The following is a 16,360-nucleotide window of genomic DNA, read 5'->3' on the forward strand; positions in this document are numbered from 1 at the left end:
TTTTGTGCTGTGGCCCAGCCAAGGGCTTCGACTCCGGGAGTGCCTTTCAGGGGCGCCTCTGCCAAGGGCCTGCCATGTTGAGAGAATCACTGGCTGAGCGCAGCTTGGCGGCGGTATGGCACCCGTGTACCCCAATGAAACGGCACGAGACAGAGCCCTTGCTGGCCGTGCAAAGCGCCCAAGGACCGTGGCTCATCGATACCGATGGCCGCCGTTATCTGGATGCGATCAGCTCCTGGTGGGTCAATCTGTTTGGCCACAGCCATCCGTATATGCGGACTGCGCTTGTCCAGCAACTCGAACAACTCGACCATGTGATGCTGGCCGGTTGCACGCATGAGGCGGTGGTCGAGCTGTCCGAACAGCTGGCCGCATTGACTGGTTTGGGGCATGCCAGCTATGGCAGCGATGGCGCATCAGCGACCGAAATGGCGCTGAAGATGAGTGCGCATTACTGGCGCAATGTGGGTCAGCCTGAAAAAAATGGCTTTGTTGGTTTGGCTGGCGGCTACCACGGTGAAACCGTGGGCGCGCTATCGGTCACTGATGTGCCTGTGTTCCGCAGCGCCTACGCGCCTTTGCTGCGCCTGTCTGCCACCGTGCCCAGCCCCGATGCCCGGCAAGCCCTCGCGGGTGAGTCGGCCGCCGATGTTGCAGGCCGTGCCGCTGCCGCGCTGCAGGCCTGGCTTGCGCAGCACCATGCGCAGACCGCCGCCCTGGTGCTTGAGCCCTTGATTCAATGTGCGGCCGGAATGGTCATGTACGACCCGCTGTATCTCAGGCTGGCACGGGCTTTGTGCGACCGTTACCAGGTGCACCTGATCGTTGATGAAATTGCAACCGGCTTTGGCCGCACCGGCAGTTTGTTTGCGTACCAGCAGGCCGGCATTCGGCCGGATTTTGTCTGCCTCTCCAAAGGCTTGACAGGTGGCACCTTGCCCTTGTCGGCGGTGTTAACGACAGATGCGGTCTACCAGGCCTTTTATGGCACGGACGCAGCGCGGGCGTTTTTGCATTCGCACTCCTACACCGGCAACCCACTGGCCTGCCGTGCAGCACTGGCCACGCTGGAGTTGTTTGAGCAGCTGGACGCTTTGCAGGCCAACCAGCAATTGGCCCAGCAGCTCAGCGCTGCGTTGGCCCCTTTGAATGCCCATACGCGTGTGCGCAACGCACGGCATATGGGCATGGTCTGGGCCTGGGACATTGACACCGCATTACCCGATTTTGCCCAGCGCTATCACGCTGCGGCCAAACAGCGCGGGCTGCTGCTGCGCCCGATTGGCCGCACGCTGTATTGCATGCCGCCGTATGTGCTGACATCGGATGACGTGCAGCACCTGGCTACGCACATGCTGGCCGCGCTGGAGGACTGCTTGCAGCAAGAGGCGCAGCCGCCTGCTGATTTTTCATTCGCTTGAAGGGGCGTTTGCCATGATTGCTTGTTTTGTGACCGGCACCGACACCGGTGTGGGGAAAACCTTGTCCAGTTGCGCTTTGCTGCATGCGCTGGCCCAGCACCACCGACGCGTGGTGGGGATGAAGCCGGTGGCCGCTGGCGCTGAACCGAACGGGCAGGGCGGCTGGACCAATTCCGACAGCCTGGCCCTGCGTGCTGCCAGTGGGCTGGTGGTCGCGCCGGCGCTGGACAACCCGGTCTTGTTGGCAGCGCCTGTGTCGCCGCATATTGCCGCCGCGCGTGAGCATTGCAGTGTGCGTTTGGAGCCGATAGTGGCCGCCTACCAAGCGCTAAGCCAGCAAGCCGATGCCATTGTGGTCGAGGGGGCGGGCGGCTGGCAGGTGCCGCTTTCGAATCATCTGCGCATTGCGGATCTGGCCATTGCGCTGCAGCTGCCGGTGGTGCTGGTTGTGGGTTTGCGTTTGGGCTGCCTCAACCATGCGTTGCTGACGGCCGATGCGATTCGCTCCAGTGGCCTGCCATTGGCTGGCTGGATAGCCAACCGTGTTGATCCGGACATGCTCGAGCCTGAGGCGAATATGGCGTATTTGCGCGAGCACCTTGGCGCGCCCTTGCTGGCTGACATCCCTTGGCAGGCCAGTCCCGATGCGCGCGCAGTCCGCGTCGATTTGCCCAAGGAGTGGCAATGAAAGCGCTGGCAGCCAACTCATGGCTGCAAGCGCTGCCGCAACAAGTGCAGGCGCTGCGGGACCAGCACCTGCTGCGCACACGCAGGCAGGTCGCGCCCCAAACAGGCGCGCACATCACCGTCAATGGCCAGCCCATGCTGCAGTTTTGCAGCAATGATTACCTGGGTTTGAGCCAGCACCCCGCGCTCGTAGCGGCGGCGCGCCACGGTGCGATGGAGCTGGGGGTTGGTGCGGGTGGCTCGCCAATGGTCAATGGCCACAGCACAGCCAATGCCGAGTTGGAAGAGGCCTTGGCTGCTTATTTGCAGCTGCCCCGTGTCTTGTACTTTTATGCCGGCTTTGCGACCAACGTCAGCGTGATTCCAGCACTGGTGGGCGCGGGTGATGCGATTTTCTCCGATGCCTTGAACCACGCCAGTCTGATTGATGGCTGTCGCCTCTCCCGCGCCAGCATCCAGCCCTATGCCCATGCCGATTTGGCCGACTTGGAGCGTTTGCTGGCAGCCAGCACCCAGGCGCGTAAATTGGTTGTTAGTGATGCAGTGTTCAGCATGGACGGCGATAGCGCCGATATCGCGGGCTTGCTGGCGCTGTGTGAGCGCTATGACGCGCTGCTGATGCTGGACGATGCGCATGGCTTTGGCATCTGTGGTCCAGAAGGGCGCGGCAGTTTGGCCGCCGCTGGTTTGACGGGTGCGCATGCCAGCCCACGCGTGCTCTACATGGGCACACTCAGCAAAGCCGCGGGCGTGGCAGGCGGCTTTGTCGCGGGCAGTGAGGCTGTGATTGAGTGGCTGTTGCAGCGGGCACGCAGCTACACATTTGCGACGGCAGCGCCAGGTTTGCTGGCGCGGGCCTTGCTGGCCAGTGTGGCAGTGATGCAGCAGGGCGATGGCTTGCGCGCCCAGTTGCAAGCGCGCATTGCGCAGCTGCGCGCAGGTCTTGCATCGGTGGTGTCTGCGACCGGCTGGCAGCTGCTGCCCTCCGAGACGCCGATTCAGGCTTTGGTGGTCGGGGACAACGAACGCGCACTAGAGCTGATGGCCGCACTCAGCGAACGCGGTATTTGGGTGCCCGCAATTCGGCCACCGACGGTGCCTGCAGGCACCGCCCGTTTACGCATTGCCTTGTCAGCCAGCCATACGGCGGCGGATATCGACCAGCTGATTGCCGCACTACACGCCATTATTTCCATGCGCCAGGGACGCTCTGCATAAGCCTCGCTGCTGGGATGGTGCTGGGATGGGTGTGGTTGCCGAGATGGGCTGCAAGGCGCCATTTGAAGGCCACCGCCATCGCCATCGCGACCGCCATCGCCACCGCTATTGGCGAAGAAAGGCTGCAAAGCCGATCGCATGGCACTGCGCTCATGCCCCAACACCGGGCAGCGCTGCCTATAGGGCCTTTCATCATCTCCACGCAGTTTCGTAAAGCACAAACAAGAGGCATTGCGGCCTTGCCCTTGCAGGTTGGAGTTCACAAGGCACGCTGCTTTGTTAAAAGTCCTCGCCGGGCAAATAGCCTGGCTGCGGGTTTTGCCGCGCATTGCATCTTTTTGGGCTTCAACGTGGTTTGCCCCGAGATGGTGAGCTGGCCTCCTAGGCTTGCTGAGCAAACCCTGCCCAGTTTTTTCGTTGGCTAGTGAAAACCCCATTCCATATTTTTGTATACAAAATCAGAATATCGGTACTGAATGATTTTTTGGATACAAAAATATGGGTTGCATACAAAACATGTATCGCGCATCAGCGCTGGGCCTGGCGGCTCATGCCCATCCACGCACAAAGGTCGCATCATGAATCGCGTATTGGGAGCCTATTGCAAAGCCTTGGAAGCGCTGTGTGGCCTGTTGATGGCTGCAATGGTGGTCTTGGTCTTTGGCAACGTCGTGATGCGTTACTTCTTCAATTCCGGCTGGTTGATTTCGGAAGAAATTTCGCGCTGGATGTTTGTCTGGATGGTGTTTTTGGGTGCCACGGTGGTGATGCGCGAGCGCGGCCATATGGGCACTGACATGGTGGTCGTGCGCTTGCCGGTCTGGGCCCAGCGTGTGTGTCTGGTGGTTGGGCAGCTGGTCATGCTCTACATCACTTGGCTGATGTTGACTGGCAGCTGGACCCAGGTGCTGGTCAACCGTGAGACGCTAGCGCCAGTTAGCGGCTTGTCGGTGTCGCTGTTCTACTTTGCCGGCATGGTGTTTTCGGTCTCGACCTTGCTGATCTTGCTGCAGCAAATGTGGCAGGTAGTTGCGGGCAAGCTCTCGAGCGAGGAGCTGGTGATGGTGCAGGAGTCTGAGGAGATGGCGCGGATTGTGCTGCCGCCCACGGACGATGCACAGCCGCCTTCTGCGAACCCACGCCAATAAGCAACCCCTGAAAAAATTCGGAGACGGACATGACGGTACTCATTTTTGTCGGTGCATTGCTGGGCGCAATGGCCATCGGCATCCCCATCGCTTACGCGCTGCTGTTCTCGGGCCTGGCCCTGATGCTGCATCTTGATTTGTTTGATGCGCAAATTCTGGCGCAAAACGTCATCAACGGTGCCGATAGTTTTCCTTTGCTGGCTGTGCCCTTCTTCATGCTCGCTGGCGAGATCATGAATGTCGGTGGTCTGTCCAAGCGCATTGTGAATCTGGCCATTACCTTGGTTGGCCATTTGCGTGGCGGCCTGGGCTTTGTGGCGATTCTTGCCGCATGCTTGATGGCGGCCTTGTCCGGCTCGGCCGTAGCCGATGCCGCCGCACTGGCGACCTTGCTGCTGCCCATGATGGTCAAGGCCGGTCATGACAAGGCGCGGGCAGGGGGCTTGATTGCATCGGCCAGCATCATCGCGCCGATCATTCCGCCATCGATTGGTTTTGTGGTGTTTGGTGTGGCTGCGAACGTGTCAATTGGCAAGTTGTTCATGGCCGGTATCGCGCCGGGCCTGTTGATGGGTGTTGCCATTGCAACTGCTTGGTGGCTGGTGTCCTCGCGTGAGAAAGTCGAGCTGCCTGCAGCCTCGACGTGGCGCGAGAAGTGGATTGCGCTGCGGGAGTCCTTGTGGGCGCTGGGCCTGCCCGTCATCGTGCTGTTTGGCCTGAAGTTCGGTATTTTTACACCGACCGAAGCGGCCGTGGTCGCTGCCGTCTACGCCTTCTTGGTGTCAAGCCTGGTGTACCGCGAAATCAATCTGCGCCAGATGTACCACGTGTTTGTCTCGGCTTCAAAAATCACCGCCGTCATCATGTTTCTGGTGGCCGCCTCGATGGTTTCGGCCTGGCTCATTACCGTGGCCGATATTCCAGACCAGGTGATTGCGCTGCTGCAGCCCTTTATGGACAACCCGACCTTGCTGCTGATTGCCATCATGGTGCTGGTGATGGTGGTCGGCACGGCGATGGACATGATGCCCACGATCCTGATCCTCACCCCGGTGCTGATGCCGGTGGTCAGAGAGGCAGGCATCGACCCGATCTATTTTGGTGTGCTGTTCATCATGAACAATGCGATCGGCCTGGTGACCCCGCCCGTGGGCTCGGTGCTCAACGTTGTGGCAGGTGTGGGCAAGATGCGCCTGGACGATGTCGCCAAAGGCGTGCTGCCTTTCATGATTGCCCAATTTATCGTCATGTTCTTGCTGGTGCTGTTTCCCTCCATCGTCATGGTGCCGCTGAACTTCCTGACCAAATGATCTCCCCACTACAACTATGAATAACAAGAACGCCTCTAAATCTACCAGCGCCGATGTTTTCGAAGCGGTCAGTGCCCACCTCAATGAGATGCGCTCAGCCATTACCGAGCCGATTCGTGTGCGTGAGGAAGACTTGGCCAACCAACTGGGAGTGAGCCGCACGCCGGTTCGCCAAGCGCTGATCCGGCTTGAGAGCACCGGCATGATCAGCTTGCGCCCAGGGCGCGGCGCGTTGCTAGAGCCCGTCAGTGACCGTGACTATATTGAATGGCTTCAACTGCGCGAGCAGCTCGAAGGATTTGCCGCCCGCGAAGCCACGCTGAATGCCTCGCAGCGCGATGTGATGGGACTGCGCGCGATCTTTGCGCCTTTCGCACAGCCGCATATCGCCGAGTCCAAGGCTGCTGAATATGCACAAGCGAACGTGGCGTTCCATGCGCAAATCATGCGGCTGGCCAACAACAGCCTCCTGGAGCGTGTCTGGGCTTCGTTTGGCCACACCCAAACCAGTTACCGACGCAAAACGATTTCACGCCTGCACCGTAGTGCAGATTCCTTGCGCGAGCATCTGCAAATCATTGATGCCATTGAGCAGCGTGATGCCGACTTGGCCGAGTCTTTGGCGCGCGCCCACGTGCGCGCCTTGCATGTCGCGTTTGAGCAGGCAGACGGCCAGCCGGACGCTTCCATTTCCTTTTCACAGAAATAAGCACCATGAAGTTTCTCAATTTTCTCCATGCCGGCAGTGAGCGCCTCGGGGCACTCGTTGCAGACCAGCATGTGCTGGATTTGACTGCAGCCTGGCCGAGTCAGCCAGCACCCAGCTCGGTGGACGAGTTGATTGCCGGCGGTGCGCATGCGCTGGAGTTGGCGCAGCAGGCCATTGAGCAAGCCCAGCTGGCCTGCGACAAGGGCAGCACCACAGCTTGCCTTGCCTATGACAGCATCACAGTCTTGCCGCCTGTTTCCATGGCTGGGCGCAATATCTTCAATGTGGGCCGCAATTACCGCGACCATATTATTGAGGGCAATTTGGCCAATGGTCGCCCTGCCGATGCGTTTCCCAAGGCGATTGAGTTTTTCACCAAACCCCGTACCAGCCTGGTTGGCCATCGCGGTGAGATACCACGCCACGGCCTGTTGACCAATAGCCTCGATTACGAGGTCGAGCTGGCGATTGTCATTGGCAAAGCCGGCCGAGATATTGCGCCTGAGCACGCCCATGAGCATGTGTTTGGCTACACGATTTTGAACGACATCACTGCCCGTGACTTGCAGCGCCTGCATGGTCAATGGTTCAAAGGCAAAAGCCTGGACGGCAGCTGTCCGTTGGGGCCAGTCGTCGTGCACGCCAGCGCAATTGACAACCCAGACAATTTGCAGCTGAGCCTGGAGATTGACGGTGAAGAGCGCCAAAGTGACAACACCAGCTCAATGATCTTCAATGTCGCCGCCATCATCGCCCAGCTGTCGGCGGGCATGACACTGCTGCCCGGTGACGTAATCGCCACTGGCACACCCAAGGGTGTGGGCTTTGCCCAGCAACCACCGCGCTGCCTGGAGATTGGGCAGACCGTGCGTGCCCGCATTGAAGGGATTGGCGAGCTCAGCAATACCGTGGTGGCTTGAGACCGAGCCAGTTCGCCTCCCGCCCTCACACATTTTGAATCAGCCCCCCTGCACTCACGCACTCACGCACTTTGAAGGAGACAACATGGCATTGATGACCCCTTTTCTGCCCAATGCAGACAAATATGGCCCACTGGATTCGCGCAACGTCGCAGTCGATGAACTTCCCTGGAAGCCGACCCCGACCCCTGGCATTGACATGAAGGTGCTGGTCAAGGACGACGACACGGGCTTGCTGACAGCCTTGTTCCGCTGGCAGCCTGGTTCCACGCTGGCGCTGCACGAGCATGTGGAAATCGAGCAAAGCTATGTGCTTGAAGGTGAGTTTGAAGACGACGACGGCGTCTACAAGGCGGGCAATTTCGCCTGGCGTCCTAAAGGCCACCGCCATGTCGCCCGTTCGCCCAAAGGCGCACTGGTTTTGTGCTTTTTTCTCAAGCCCAACAAATTTTTGGGCGGCGAGCTCGATGGCCAGGAATTGAAGTAATTGACCTTATCGACCCCCGTGCGAACACAACCATTTTGGAGACAAACATGAGCAACACCACCACTTCCCGCAAGCTGTGCAATCTGGCCCTGGCCGCTATCACCGGCCTGATCGCCTTGGGCAGCACCAGCGTGCATGCGCAGGACATCCAGGAGCGCAAAATCAAGTTCAGCTATCCGGTGACCAAAGACAACCCGATGGGCTTGGCGATTGACAAGTTCGCGCAAATCGTCAGCGACAAGACGGCAGGCAAAATGAAGGTCACCGGTTATGCCAACGCCACGCTGGGCAATGAAATCCAGTCGATGTCCAGTGTTCAGGGCGGCATGCTGGAGATGGCAGTCGTGTCCACCGCAGGCGCGGCTGGGAATGTCAAGGAGCTGGCGATCTTTGACTTGCCATTCATTTTCAACAACGAAAAAGAAGCCGATGCGGTGGTAGATGGCGAGGTCGGCCAGGCTTTGCTGGCCAAGTTTGCTGACAAGAATCTGATCGGTCTGTGCTATATGGACTATGGCTTTCGCCAAGTCACCAACAGCAAACACCCGATTACGCGCCTGGAGGACTTCAACGGCCTGAAGCTGCGTACCTTGCAAAACCGGGTTTACATCGACATCTTCACCGCGCTGGGCGCAACCCCGCTGCCACTGCCTTATCCAGAAACCTATACCGCGCTGGAGACCAAGGCAATTGACGGCCAGGAAAGTGCCTACCAGGTCACCAAGTCCAGCTCCTACCAGGACATTCAGCGTTACCTGACTGAAACCCGCCACGTTTACCTGCCAGCGGTGATTCTGGTCAGCAAAAAGCTCTGGGACAAAATGAGCCCCGCCGAGCATGAGGTGCTGCAGTCCTCGTGCAAGGAAGCCCAGACCTACCACCGCGAAGTCAGCCGCAAAATGGAAGCCGAGGTCGTCAACGACTTGGTCAAGGCTGGCATGCAGTTCAACACAATTGAGCCTGCAGAGCACGCGCGCATGGTCGAAGTCACCGCACCTGTGATTGAAAAATACAAGCCTGAGTTGGGTGCCGATCTGGTGAACAAAACCATGGAAACCATCAACCAGGTGCGCAAGTCCGCTCCTTGATTTGGGCTACATGGCTAGCCTGTGCTGCCTGCGCGGCGCAGGCTTTGGCCGATTTGAACCTCACAGCCAAACGGCTGTGAGTGAGCCACTTTTTACAACCCGCATCGCTGATCTGGCTGTTGCAAGCAGGTCGGCTGTGTCTACCTGCGCCTTGCAAACGACCATGCCTGCAAATTCTTCCCTTTTGCCATATGACTTGACAGGACAGCGCGTTCTGATAACCGGTGCTTGCGGGGGCATTGGCCAAGCCGCCGCTCGGCTTTGTGCACGCTTGGGTGCTGAGCTGGTCTTGACCGATTGCGTCGCTGCCCAAGACGACTTTCTGGCCCAGCTCGAAGCCAGTGGCGGCCGCCAGCACCGCATGCTGATGGCCGATGTGCGCAAGCGCGACGAGGTCGAGGCGCTGTGCACCGAGGCCGGTGCCATCGATGCGGCCATTTTGAATGCCGGCATTTATCCGGTGACCGACTGGGACATCGAGGACTGGTCCGAGCAATTCCATCAGGTGATGGACGTCAACCTCGCAGGCCCGGTGCATTTTGCCCGAGCGCTGCTGCCCGGCATGAAAGCGCGTGGCTATGGGCGTTTGGCGGTGGTCGGCTCAGTGGCTGCGCACACCGGTGGCACTTTCAGCCATGCGCCTTTGCATTACGCCGCCTCTAAAGGCGCGGTGCACACCTTTGTGCGCTGGCTGGCCAGGCGTGCCGCACCAGAGGTGATGGTCAACGCCGTTGCTCCCGGCGCGATTGCCACGCCCATGGTTGCGATGGCTGATCCCGCAACCTTGAAAAACGTGCCTGTGCCGCGTTATGGCTTGCCTGATGAAATTGCCTGGCCGCTGGCGTTCCTGTGCTCGCCCGGTGCCAGCTTTGTTTGCGGCGCAACCCTCGATGTCAACGGCGGCTCTTACATGCGTTAAGCCAAGGACAAGGTGAATTCCATGAACCAGCCACTTCAAGCATTGCGCGTCATGGTCAGTGCCGGCGCATCTGGCATCGGCCTGGCGATTGCTCAGGCTTTTGCGCAGGCCGGCGCGCGCGTACACATCAGCGATATTGCAGAGCCTGCGTTGGCCGCTGCACTGCCGAGCTTGCCCGGTGGGGGCGTTTGGCTTGCTGACGCCTCTGACCCTGCCGCCGTCGATGCCTGGTTTGCCCACGCACTCGCGGCGTTGGGCGGGCTCGATGTACTGGTCAATAACGCCGGCATTGCCGGGCCGACCGCCCATATTGAAGACATTGGGCCAGAAGCGTGGGACCAGACGATGGCCGTCAATGTGCGCAGCCAGTACCTGTGCGTGCGCCGTGCCGTACCTGCACTGCGCGCCTCAGCACGAGCCAGCATTATTAACCTGAGCTCGGTCGCTGGCCGCATGGGCTACCCCATGCGCACACCGTATGCCGCCTCCAAATGGGCGGTGATTGGACTGACCCAAAGCCTGGCGATGGAGCTGGGCAGCGATGGCATCACCGTCAATGCGATCTTGCCGGGCATTGTCGATAGCGAACGCTCACGCAGTGTCACCGCGGCCAAAGCGCAGCTGCGCCAGATCAGCGAGCAGGCCATGCTGGACGAAATTTTGCAGAACGTCTCTTTGCACCGCAAAGTCCCGCTGGAGGATGTTGCACAGACCGCGTTATTTCTCGCCTCCTCTGCAGGGCGCAGTTTTACTGGCCAGAGCTTCAATGTGTGCGCTGGCATCCAATCCTTGCGTTGAATTACCCATTTTCCTATGAACAATTATTTTGAACACACTTTTGGCCTAAGAGGCCGCGTTGCTTGCATCACCGGCAGTGCCTCAGGTCTGGGTTTGGCAATTGCCCGCCAGCTTGGTCAGGCTGGCGCGCGCATTGTCATCAACGATCTCGATGCTGGACGTTGCCAAGCGAGCGTGCAGCAGTTGGCCAGTGAAGGCATTGATGCGCGTTATGCGGTGTTCGATGTCTCGCAGGCTGAGGCCGTGGGCAGCGCGATGGAGCAACTGGCCACAGACGGCTGGGCGCCGGACATCCTGGTGAGCAACGCCGGCAACCAGAACCGCAAAGCCGTGACCGAGATGACGCTGGCGCAGTGGCAGTCGCTGTTTAACGTGCATGTCAACGGCGCATTCAACTGCGCGCATGCGGTGCTGCCGCATATGGTGAAAAAGGGCTTTGGCCGCATTATTTTGATGTCTTCGGTGGCTGGGCAGGCCTGTATGCCAGGCATTGCCGCCTATGCATCGGCCAAAGGCGCAGTGGCGGCATTCACGCGTGCGCTGGCGGTCGAATATGGCGCAGCGGGCATTACGAGCAATGCCCTGGCGCCGGGCTTTGTCCGCACGGCCTTTACACAGGGGCTGCAGGAGCGCGATGGTTTTGACAGTTTTTTGGAAACCGCCGTGCCTTTGGGCCGCTGGGCCGAGGCCGATGAAATTGCCCCAGCGGTGGTCTACCTCGCCTCCAAGGCCGGCAGTTTTGTGAATGGCCATGTGCTGGCCATTGATGGCGGCATGCTGGCGCGCATGTAAGCCTGAACCGTTTTGCAAGTCCGACCCACTCTTTAGAAAAAGTACCACGCCATGTATATGCACATCGTCATGATGGAGTTCACTGCCGCAGCAGGCCCTGAGTTTTTCGCGCAAGTGCAAGCCTTTGCCAAGCGGATTTTGCAGGAATGCACTGGCGTTCAGCTCTACCACTTTGGTGCCAATGAAGCAGACCGCTCCAGTGGTTACAGCCACGCGGTGGTGTCGGTGTTTGAGAGCAGCGCCGAGCACGACCGCTACCAGATCAGCCCGGCACACGTGGAGATGAAGGCCTATATGGGGCCTTTTATCCAGCGCATTGCCGTGTATGACGGCGGCGCTTTGTAGGCTTGCTCGGATTGGCTGTGCTGGACTTGATCCAGCCTCTGCGCAAAGAGTTGGGCGGTTTCGGATGCGTCCGGTGTTAGGCCAAAGTAGCAGCGCTCCAGCCACCCTGGGTATTTGATCGTTTGTCGATGGCGTTGCACTGGACGGGCTTTCCTCGTGGGCCTGACTGTGCTGGGCACCATCGCTGGACGCATGGCCGATAGCTGGGGGCCAGAGCGGCTATGGAGCTGCGCCGCAGCCTGTGCGCGGCAGCGCCAATGAACTCACGCATGCAACAGCAAGGAGTGGCCGCCACGCTAGCAAGCAGCCTTATGCGCATGCGCTACAACGCGTGGCCAAGCGCTCGGCTCAATGGGCATGTACAGTCGGGGTCTTGCACAAGGGCCTGCGCTAGGTGGTGCTAGGCCCGCACGGTCATAATAGATTTTTTTGCTGGGAACTGCCTGACATGCCCCTATTCACCAACGATTGCATTGTGCAAGCCGCACAGCGCTTGCAAGACCAGATTGTGCGCACGCCTTTGCTGCAGTCGCCGATGCTCAGTGCCAAGGCTGGCTGCCATTTATGGGTCAAGGCCGAGTCTTTGCAGACCACCGGATCTTTCAAGTTTCGTGGTGCACTCAACAAGGTCTTGCAGTTGGGCGAGCGTGCTTCGGCTGGACTGGTGGCGTTTTCTGCCGGCAACCACGGCCAGGGGGTCGCTGCGGCGGCACGTGCGGCAGGCTACCCTGCGGTGATTGTGATGCCCGAGACGGCCCCGCGCATCAAAATGGACAACTGCCGCTGGTGGGGCGCGCAAGTGCATACCTACAATCCGCACACCGAAGACAGGCAAGTGATTGCCCACCGTTATGTGCAAGAGCGCGGCATGTGCTTGGTACCACCGTTTGATGACCACGACATCATGGCGGGGCAGGGCACTTGTGGCCTGGAAATTGTCGCGCAGCTGCAAGAGCAGGCCGTCGTGCCTGAAGTGCTGGTGCTCAATTGCAGCGGTGGAGGACTGGCGTCTGGCGTGACCGAAGCGCTCAAGCAGGCTTTCCCTGCGGTGCAGGTGGTGATTGTGGAGATTGAGGGCTTTGAAAAAATGGCGCGTTCGTTGGTGGCTGGGGTAGCTTTGGGCAATCCCTCGGTGCCTGTCAGCATCATGGATGGCATTGCCGGGCCTGTAGCCGGTGCCATGCCCTTGGAGGTGCTGCGCCGGCATGGTGTTCAGGCCGTCAGTGTGAGTGATGCCCAGAGCCTGCACGCGATGGCCTGGGCCTTTAATGCCCTCAAACTGGTGATTGAGCCCGCTGGTGCTGCATCGCTGGCGGCCATTCTTGCAGGAAAAATCGATGTGCGTGGCAAGCAGGTGGTCACGGTGGCATCGGGCGGCAACGTGGATGCCGCTATTTTTATGCAGGCGTTAGACATGATGCCCCACCCGTGATGGCAAACGGACTGAGCACCCGCGCTGGCCGCACGCAGGGTGTCTTGGCCCAGCAGCATGAATAGGTCTGCATTGCGAGGCAGTTAATTGGCCGCTTGCAGATGCTGCAGAACGAGGCTTCTGAGCAGGGGGAGTTTGCCTGCGAACAAATGGTCTGAGCCTGGCAGTACAACCACTGGGTGCGCGCGGGGGCGGGCCCAGTCGAGAATATTGGCAAGCGGTACGCTGTCGTCGCGCTCACCATGCACGACCAGTGGCGCGGTGATCGCGTCAGGCGTGTCGTAATGTCGGCCCACGCTGACGGTGCCAGACGGCATGGCAGCCAAAATCACCTTGTCGGCAGGTGTGCCCTGGGCTTGCAGGTAAGCGGCCAATTGCGCTTGCACATAGGCCCCAAACGACACGCCAATCAAGGCCACTGGCTGTTGGTCTGCCAAGGCCTTGGCTGCTGCGTGGAGCACGCGCAAATCCAGGGCTTCGCCATGGCCCTGGTCGTGGCTGCCGGTGCTGTTACCCACGCCGCGAAAGTTCGGTCGTATGCTCGTCCAGCCAGCATCACGCAAGCTATGCGCTAAAAATTGCGGCAGTTTGTGTTTGGCGCTGCCGCCCAGCAAGGGCTGCGGGTGGGCAATGATGGCCAGGCCAAGACGCGCTGATGTGCTGGGCACATCGACGAAGACTTCCATGTGCCCGTCTGGCAATGTGAGTAACTGGGTGGATGTTTCGTCAAGCTGGAGCATGGTCGCGTTGGGGTATGTGAATGAGAAGCGGCGTTTATACCGCAGACTCCGCACGCATTGGGATGCCAGGATCGACCACGCGCTGGACGGGAGCTGTCAGCCTGCGCACGCAGCATGGCCTGCTTGTGTTTGCCCAGCGCCGGCATGGGGTGTGAGGGGGCGGCATAAGTCCGATGTCGCAAACGCTTTATTGGGCTTGCTGTGACCGGGCCGTGTAAGCGGCAATGCTGGCCTTGAAGACCTGTTCTGTATCGGCCAAAAAGCGCTCTGATAGCGTGCTGACGGGCCGGTTGAGCGGCGAGGCGACAAACACCGGAATGCGCAATTGAGGCTCCATGGGCACGATGTCGACCGTGTTGCTGGCCACGTTGGCAGCGGTCAGCTCGTCGACCAGCGCTACGCCAACACCAGCTTCGGCCAGCGAGCAGGCGGTGCGTGCAAAGCGCACTGTGGCCACAGGGCTGACTGGTGGTGTGGCTTTGGCAAGCGCTTGGGCCACCAGATGGCCTTGTGTGGTGTGGGCATCGAAGGCGATAAAGGGCAGTGCGCTGATGTCGTGCATACGCACGCTTGACTTGGCGGCCAGGCCGTAGCGACGCGGCGCGATGCAGACCATGCGCATGTGCCCGATGCGTTGGATGCGCAGCAGCGGGTGCTCGATCACGGCCGCACCCACGCCGACATCGGCGTGGCCCATGACCAGTGCATCGACCAATGCGACCGAGGGCAGGATTTCCAACTCAAAGCGCGCCAGTGGGGTGTGCTCAAGCTGCTTGGCAATCACACGTGGCACGACCTCCAGACTCATGCTGGGGCCGCAGACGACTCTGACGGTGGAGTGCGCGCCGTCGCTCAGCGATTGGGCAAAAGCCTGCACCGTTTGCACGCCCTGGTAGACCAGTTGGATGCGCTCGAACAACTGGCGCGCTTCTTCCGTTGGCAGCAGTCGGCCCTTGAGGCGTTGGAATAAGCGCACGCCCAATTGCTGCTCCAGGTGCTTGACGGCGCGGCTAATGCCCGGCTGCGTGACGTTCAGGGTGCGGGCGGCATCTGACACGCCGCCGCTGAGCATCACAGCGCGAAAGATCTCAATTTGGCGCAGATTCATGGCGCTAGTCCCATAACAAAGAGGCATGTATGTGGATTTTATCGGCAATAGACGTCATGGGTGATTGGCTTAAAAATACGCCTGCAACCCATGCAATGCCCTATGACCACAGTTTTTTCTACAACCGCCGCCGAGCCGCTTGGCGCTCACAACCCCAAGCAGTGCGTAGCCGTGATTGGCTACGGGCTGATTGGCGGCTCCATTGGTTTGGCGTTGCAGGCAACTGGATTGGCACGGCAGATTCGCGTGTGGGACCCGCAAGAAGCGGCCAGGCAGGTCGCGGCCGAGCAACTGGGCGCTGGTTCAGTGGCCGATTCACTGCAGGCTGCGGTTGCAGGCGCTGATCTGGTGCTGATCACCGTGCCTACGATGGCGTTTGCCGCCGTGCTGCAGCAAGTGCTTGCAGCTGCCAAGCCGTCTGCACTGGTCTCCGATGTGGCCAGCGTGAAGGGCGCCATCATGGAGGTGCTGGACCAGCTGCCGCCCGAGCAGCGCGCGCGCGTCGTGCCAGCCCATCCGATTGCAGGCTCTGAGCAGTCGGGCGCAAGCCACGCCAAAGCCGATCTTTTTTGGCAGCGTCAGGTGATTGTCACGCCCAGTGCTGGCACCGCTGCCCAGCATGTCCTGGTGATTGAGCACTTTTGGCAAGCTTTGGGCGCGCGCGTTGTCACGATGACGCCCCAAGCGCACGACGAAGTTTTCAGTGCAGTCAGCCACCTGCCGCACCTGATTGCGTTTGCATACCTGGGCGGCTTGGCCAGCGCCTCCACAGGCCATGACTACACGGCGATGGCCGGCCCCGGCTTTCATGACTTCACGCGTATTGCAGGCGCCAATCCCGCTTTGTGGGCCGATATTTGTGTGGCCAACCAGCAGGCTTTGGTGCGCGACCTGGAAGGCTTTAAGAGCCAGATCGACCAGCTCTCCAAGGCACTGGTGCAGGGTGACCGCAGCGCACTCACCGCGCATTTTGCAGCGGCAAAAACCATGCGATCAGCCTATGAGAGCTGCGTCCATCAGCGCATGCAAGCCAAACCCAACTAAGAGATTCTGAGCAGGTTCTAACGTAAATACGTTCTAAGGGGCCAGCTGGAGCGTCGGTGCCAACGCTTGAAGGGCATGTGCTGCTTGAATTGCAGCCATGCCTGCGTGTGTGAATTGCGTGCTTGAAAGAGTGAGCTTCACAGCCGGTCGATGGCGCAAGCCAGGACAGCCAAGGAGCAGCGCGCATGGAGGCC

At 59.9% G+C, this 16,360-nt stretch carries 17 protein-coding genes; 15 read left to right on the forward strand and 2 right to left on the reverse strand.

Features of this window, described 5'->3' with window-relative positions; all coding sequences use genetic code 11:
• Positions 1 to 74: 74 nt before the first annotated feature.
• The 14 genes from bioA to E8K88_RS05865 all read left to right on the forward strand — a co-directional run bounded on the left by bioA (position 75) and on the right by E8K88_RS05865 (position 13,274).
• On the forward strand, positions 75 to 1,421 hold the full coding sequence (gene bioA, locus E8K88_RS05800; protein ID WP_205880032.1) for an adenosylmethionine--8-amino-7-oxononanoate transaminase: 1,347 nt from the start codon (positions 75 to 77) through the stop codon (positions 1,419 to 1,421).
• 13 nt (positions 1,422 to 1,434) lie between these two features.
• The gene (gene bioD / locus E8K88_RS05805; RefSeq protein ID WP_136405718.1) at positions 1,435 to 2,109 is read left to right on the forward strand and encodes a dethiobiotin synthase; all 675 of its coding nucleotides are present in this window, start codon (positions 1,435 to 1,437) and stop codon (positions 2,107 to 2,109) included.
• Positions 2,106 to 3,326, forward strand: a complete 1,221-nt coding sequence (gene bioF / locus E8K88_RS05810; RefSeq protein WP_136405719.1) for an 8-amino-7-oxononanoate synthase — start codon at positions 2,106 to 2,108, stop codon at positions 3,324 to 3,326. The genes bioD and bioF overlap by 4 nt, the downstream gene beginning before the upstream one ends.
• A gap of 578 nt (positions 3,327 to 3,904) precedes the next feature.
• Positions 3,905 to 4,474: a TRAP transporter small permease gene (locus E8K88_RS05815; RefSeq protein ID WP_136405720.1), complete on the forward strand. Its 570-nt coding sequence runs from the start codon at positions 3,905 to 3,907 to the stop codon at positions 4,472 to 4,474.
• A 29-nt stretch (positions 4,475 to 4,503) separates the two neighbouring features.
• Positions 4,504 to 5,784, forward strand: coding sequence for a TRAP transporter large permease subunit (locus tag E8K88_RS05820; RefSeq protein ID WP_136405721.1), 1,281 nt, complete (start codon positions 4,504 to 4,506; stop codon positions 5,782 to 5,784).
• Positions 5,785 to 5,800: 16 nt separating this feature from the next.
• Positions 5,801 to 6,493 carry a GntR family transcriptional regulator gene (locus tag E8K88_RS05825; protein ID WP_136405722.1) on the forward strand — a complete coding sequence of 231 codons (693 nt, stop codon included), beginning with the start codon at positions 5,801 to 5,803 and terminating at the stop codon, positions 6,491 to 6,493.
• A gap of 5 nt (positions 6,494 to 6,498) precedes the next feature.
• Positions 6,499 to 7,413 (forward strand): fumarylacetoacetate hydrolase family protein, encoded by a 915-nt coding sequence (locus tag E8K88_RS05830; protein ID WP_136405723.1) that lies wholly within the window; start codon positions 6,499 to 6,501, stop codon positions 7,411 to 7,413.
• Between the two features lie 85 nt (positions 7,414 to 7,498).
• On the forward strand, positions 7,499 to 7,900 hold the full coding sequence (locus E8K88_RS05835; RefSeq protein WP_136405724.1) for a cupin domain-containing protein: 402 nt from the start codon (positions 7,499 to 7,501) through the stop codon (positions 7,898 to 7,900).
• A 47-nt stretch (positions 7,901 to 7,947) separates the two neighbouring features.
• Positions 7,948 to 8,988, forward strand: a complete 1,041-nt coding sequence (locus E8K88_RS05840; RefSeq protein WP_136405725.1) for a TRAP transporter substrate-binding protein — start codon at positions 7,948 to 7,950, stop codon at positions 8,986 to 8,988.
• 163 nt (positions 8,989 to 9,151) lie between these two features.
• Positions 9,152 to 9,907: an SDR family NAD(P)-dependent oxidoreductase gene (locus E8K88_RS05845; protein ID WP_240754352.1), complete on the forward strand. Its 756-nt coding sequence runs from the start codon at positions 9,152 to 9,154 to the stop codon at positions 9,905 to 9,907.
• A 21-nt stretch (positions 9,908 to 9,928) separates the two neighbouring features.
• On the forward strand, positions 9,929 to 10,705 hold the full coding sequence (locus tag E8K88_RS05850) for an SDR family oxidoreductase (RefSeq protein ID WP_136405726.1): 777 nt from the start codon (positions 9,929 to 9,931) through the stop codon (positions 10,703 to 10,705).
• A 15-nt stretch (positions 10,706 to 10,720) separates the two neighbouring features.
• Positions 10,721 to 11,497, forward strand: coding sequence for an SDR family NAD(P)-dependent oxidoreductase (locus E8K88_RS05855; RefSeq protein ID WP_136405727.1), 777 nt, complete (start codon positions 10,721 to 10,723; stop codon positions 11,495 to 11,497).
• Between the two features lie 69 nt (positions 11,498 to 11,566).
• Positions 11,567 to 11,842, forward strand: coding sequence for a Dabb family protein (locus E8K88_RS05860; RefSeq protein WP_240754354.1), 276 nt, complete (start codon positions 11,567 to 11,569; stop codon positions 11,840 to 11,842).
• 448 nt (positions 11,843 to 12,290) lie between these two features.
• Entirely contained in the window at positions 12,291 to 13,274 is a 984-nt protein-coding gene (locus E8K88_RS05865) for a threonine ammonia-lyase (protein WP_136405729.1), read from the forward strand.
• A gap of 83 nt (positions 13,275 to 13,357) precedes the next feature.
• Here E8K88_RS05865 and E8K88_RS05870 read toward each other — a convergent pair whose 3' ends face one another.
• Both E8K88_RS05870 and E8K88_RS05875 read right to left on the reverse strand, forming a co-directional pair.
• Entirely contained in the window at positions 13,358 to 14,014 is a 657-nt protein-coding gene (locus E8K88_RS05870) for an alpha/beta hydrolase (RefSeq protein ID WP_136405730.1), read from the reverse strand.
• 187 nt (positions 14,015 to 14,201) lie between these two features.
• Positions 14,202 to 15,122 (reverse strand): LysR family transcriptional regulator, encoded by a 921-nt coding sequence (locus E8K88_RS05875; RefSeq protein WP_168797254.1) that lies wholly within the window; start codon positions 15,120 to 15,122, stop codon positions 14,202 to 14,204.
• A 102-nt stretch (positions 15,123 to 15,224) separates the two neighbouring features.
• Here E8K88_RS05875 and E8K88_RS05880 point away from each other — a divergent pair, with 102 nt between their 5' ends.
• Positions 15,225 to 16,166 carry a prephenate dehydrogenase gene (locus E8K88_RS05880; protein WP_168797255.1) on the forward strand — a complete coding sequence of 314 codons (942 nt, stop codon included), beginning with the start codon at positions 15,225 to 15,227 and terminating at the stop codon, positions 16,164 to 16,166.
• The last annotated feature ends 194 nt before the right edge of the window (positions 16,167 to 16,360 follow it).

Origin of the sequence: Lampropedia aestuarii, assembly GCF_004803635.1 — a bacterium.
Taxonomy (GTDB): domain Bacteria; phylum Pseudomonadota; class Gammaproteobacteria; order Burkholderiales; family Burkholderiaceae_C; genus Lampropedia; species Lampropedia aestuarii.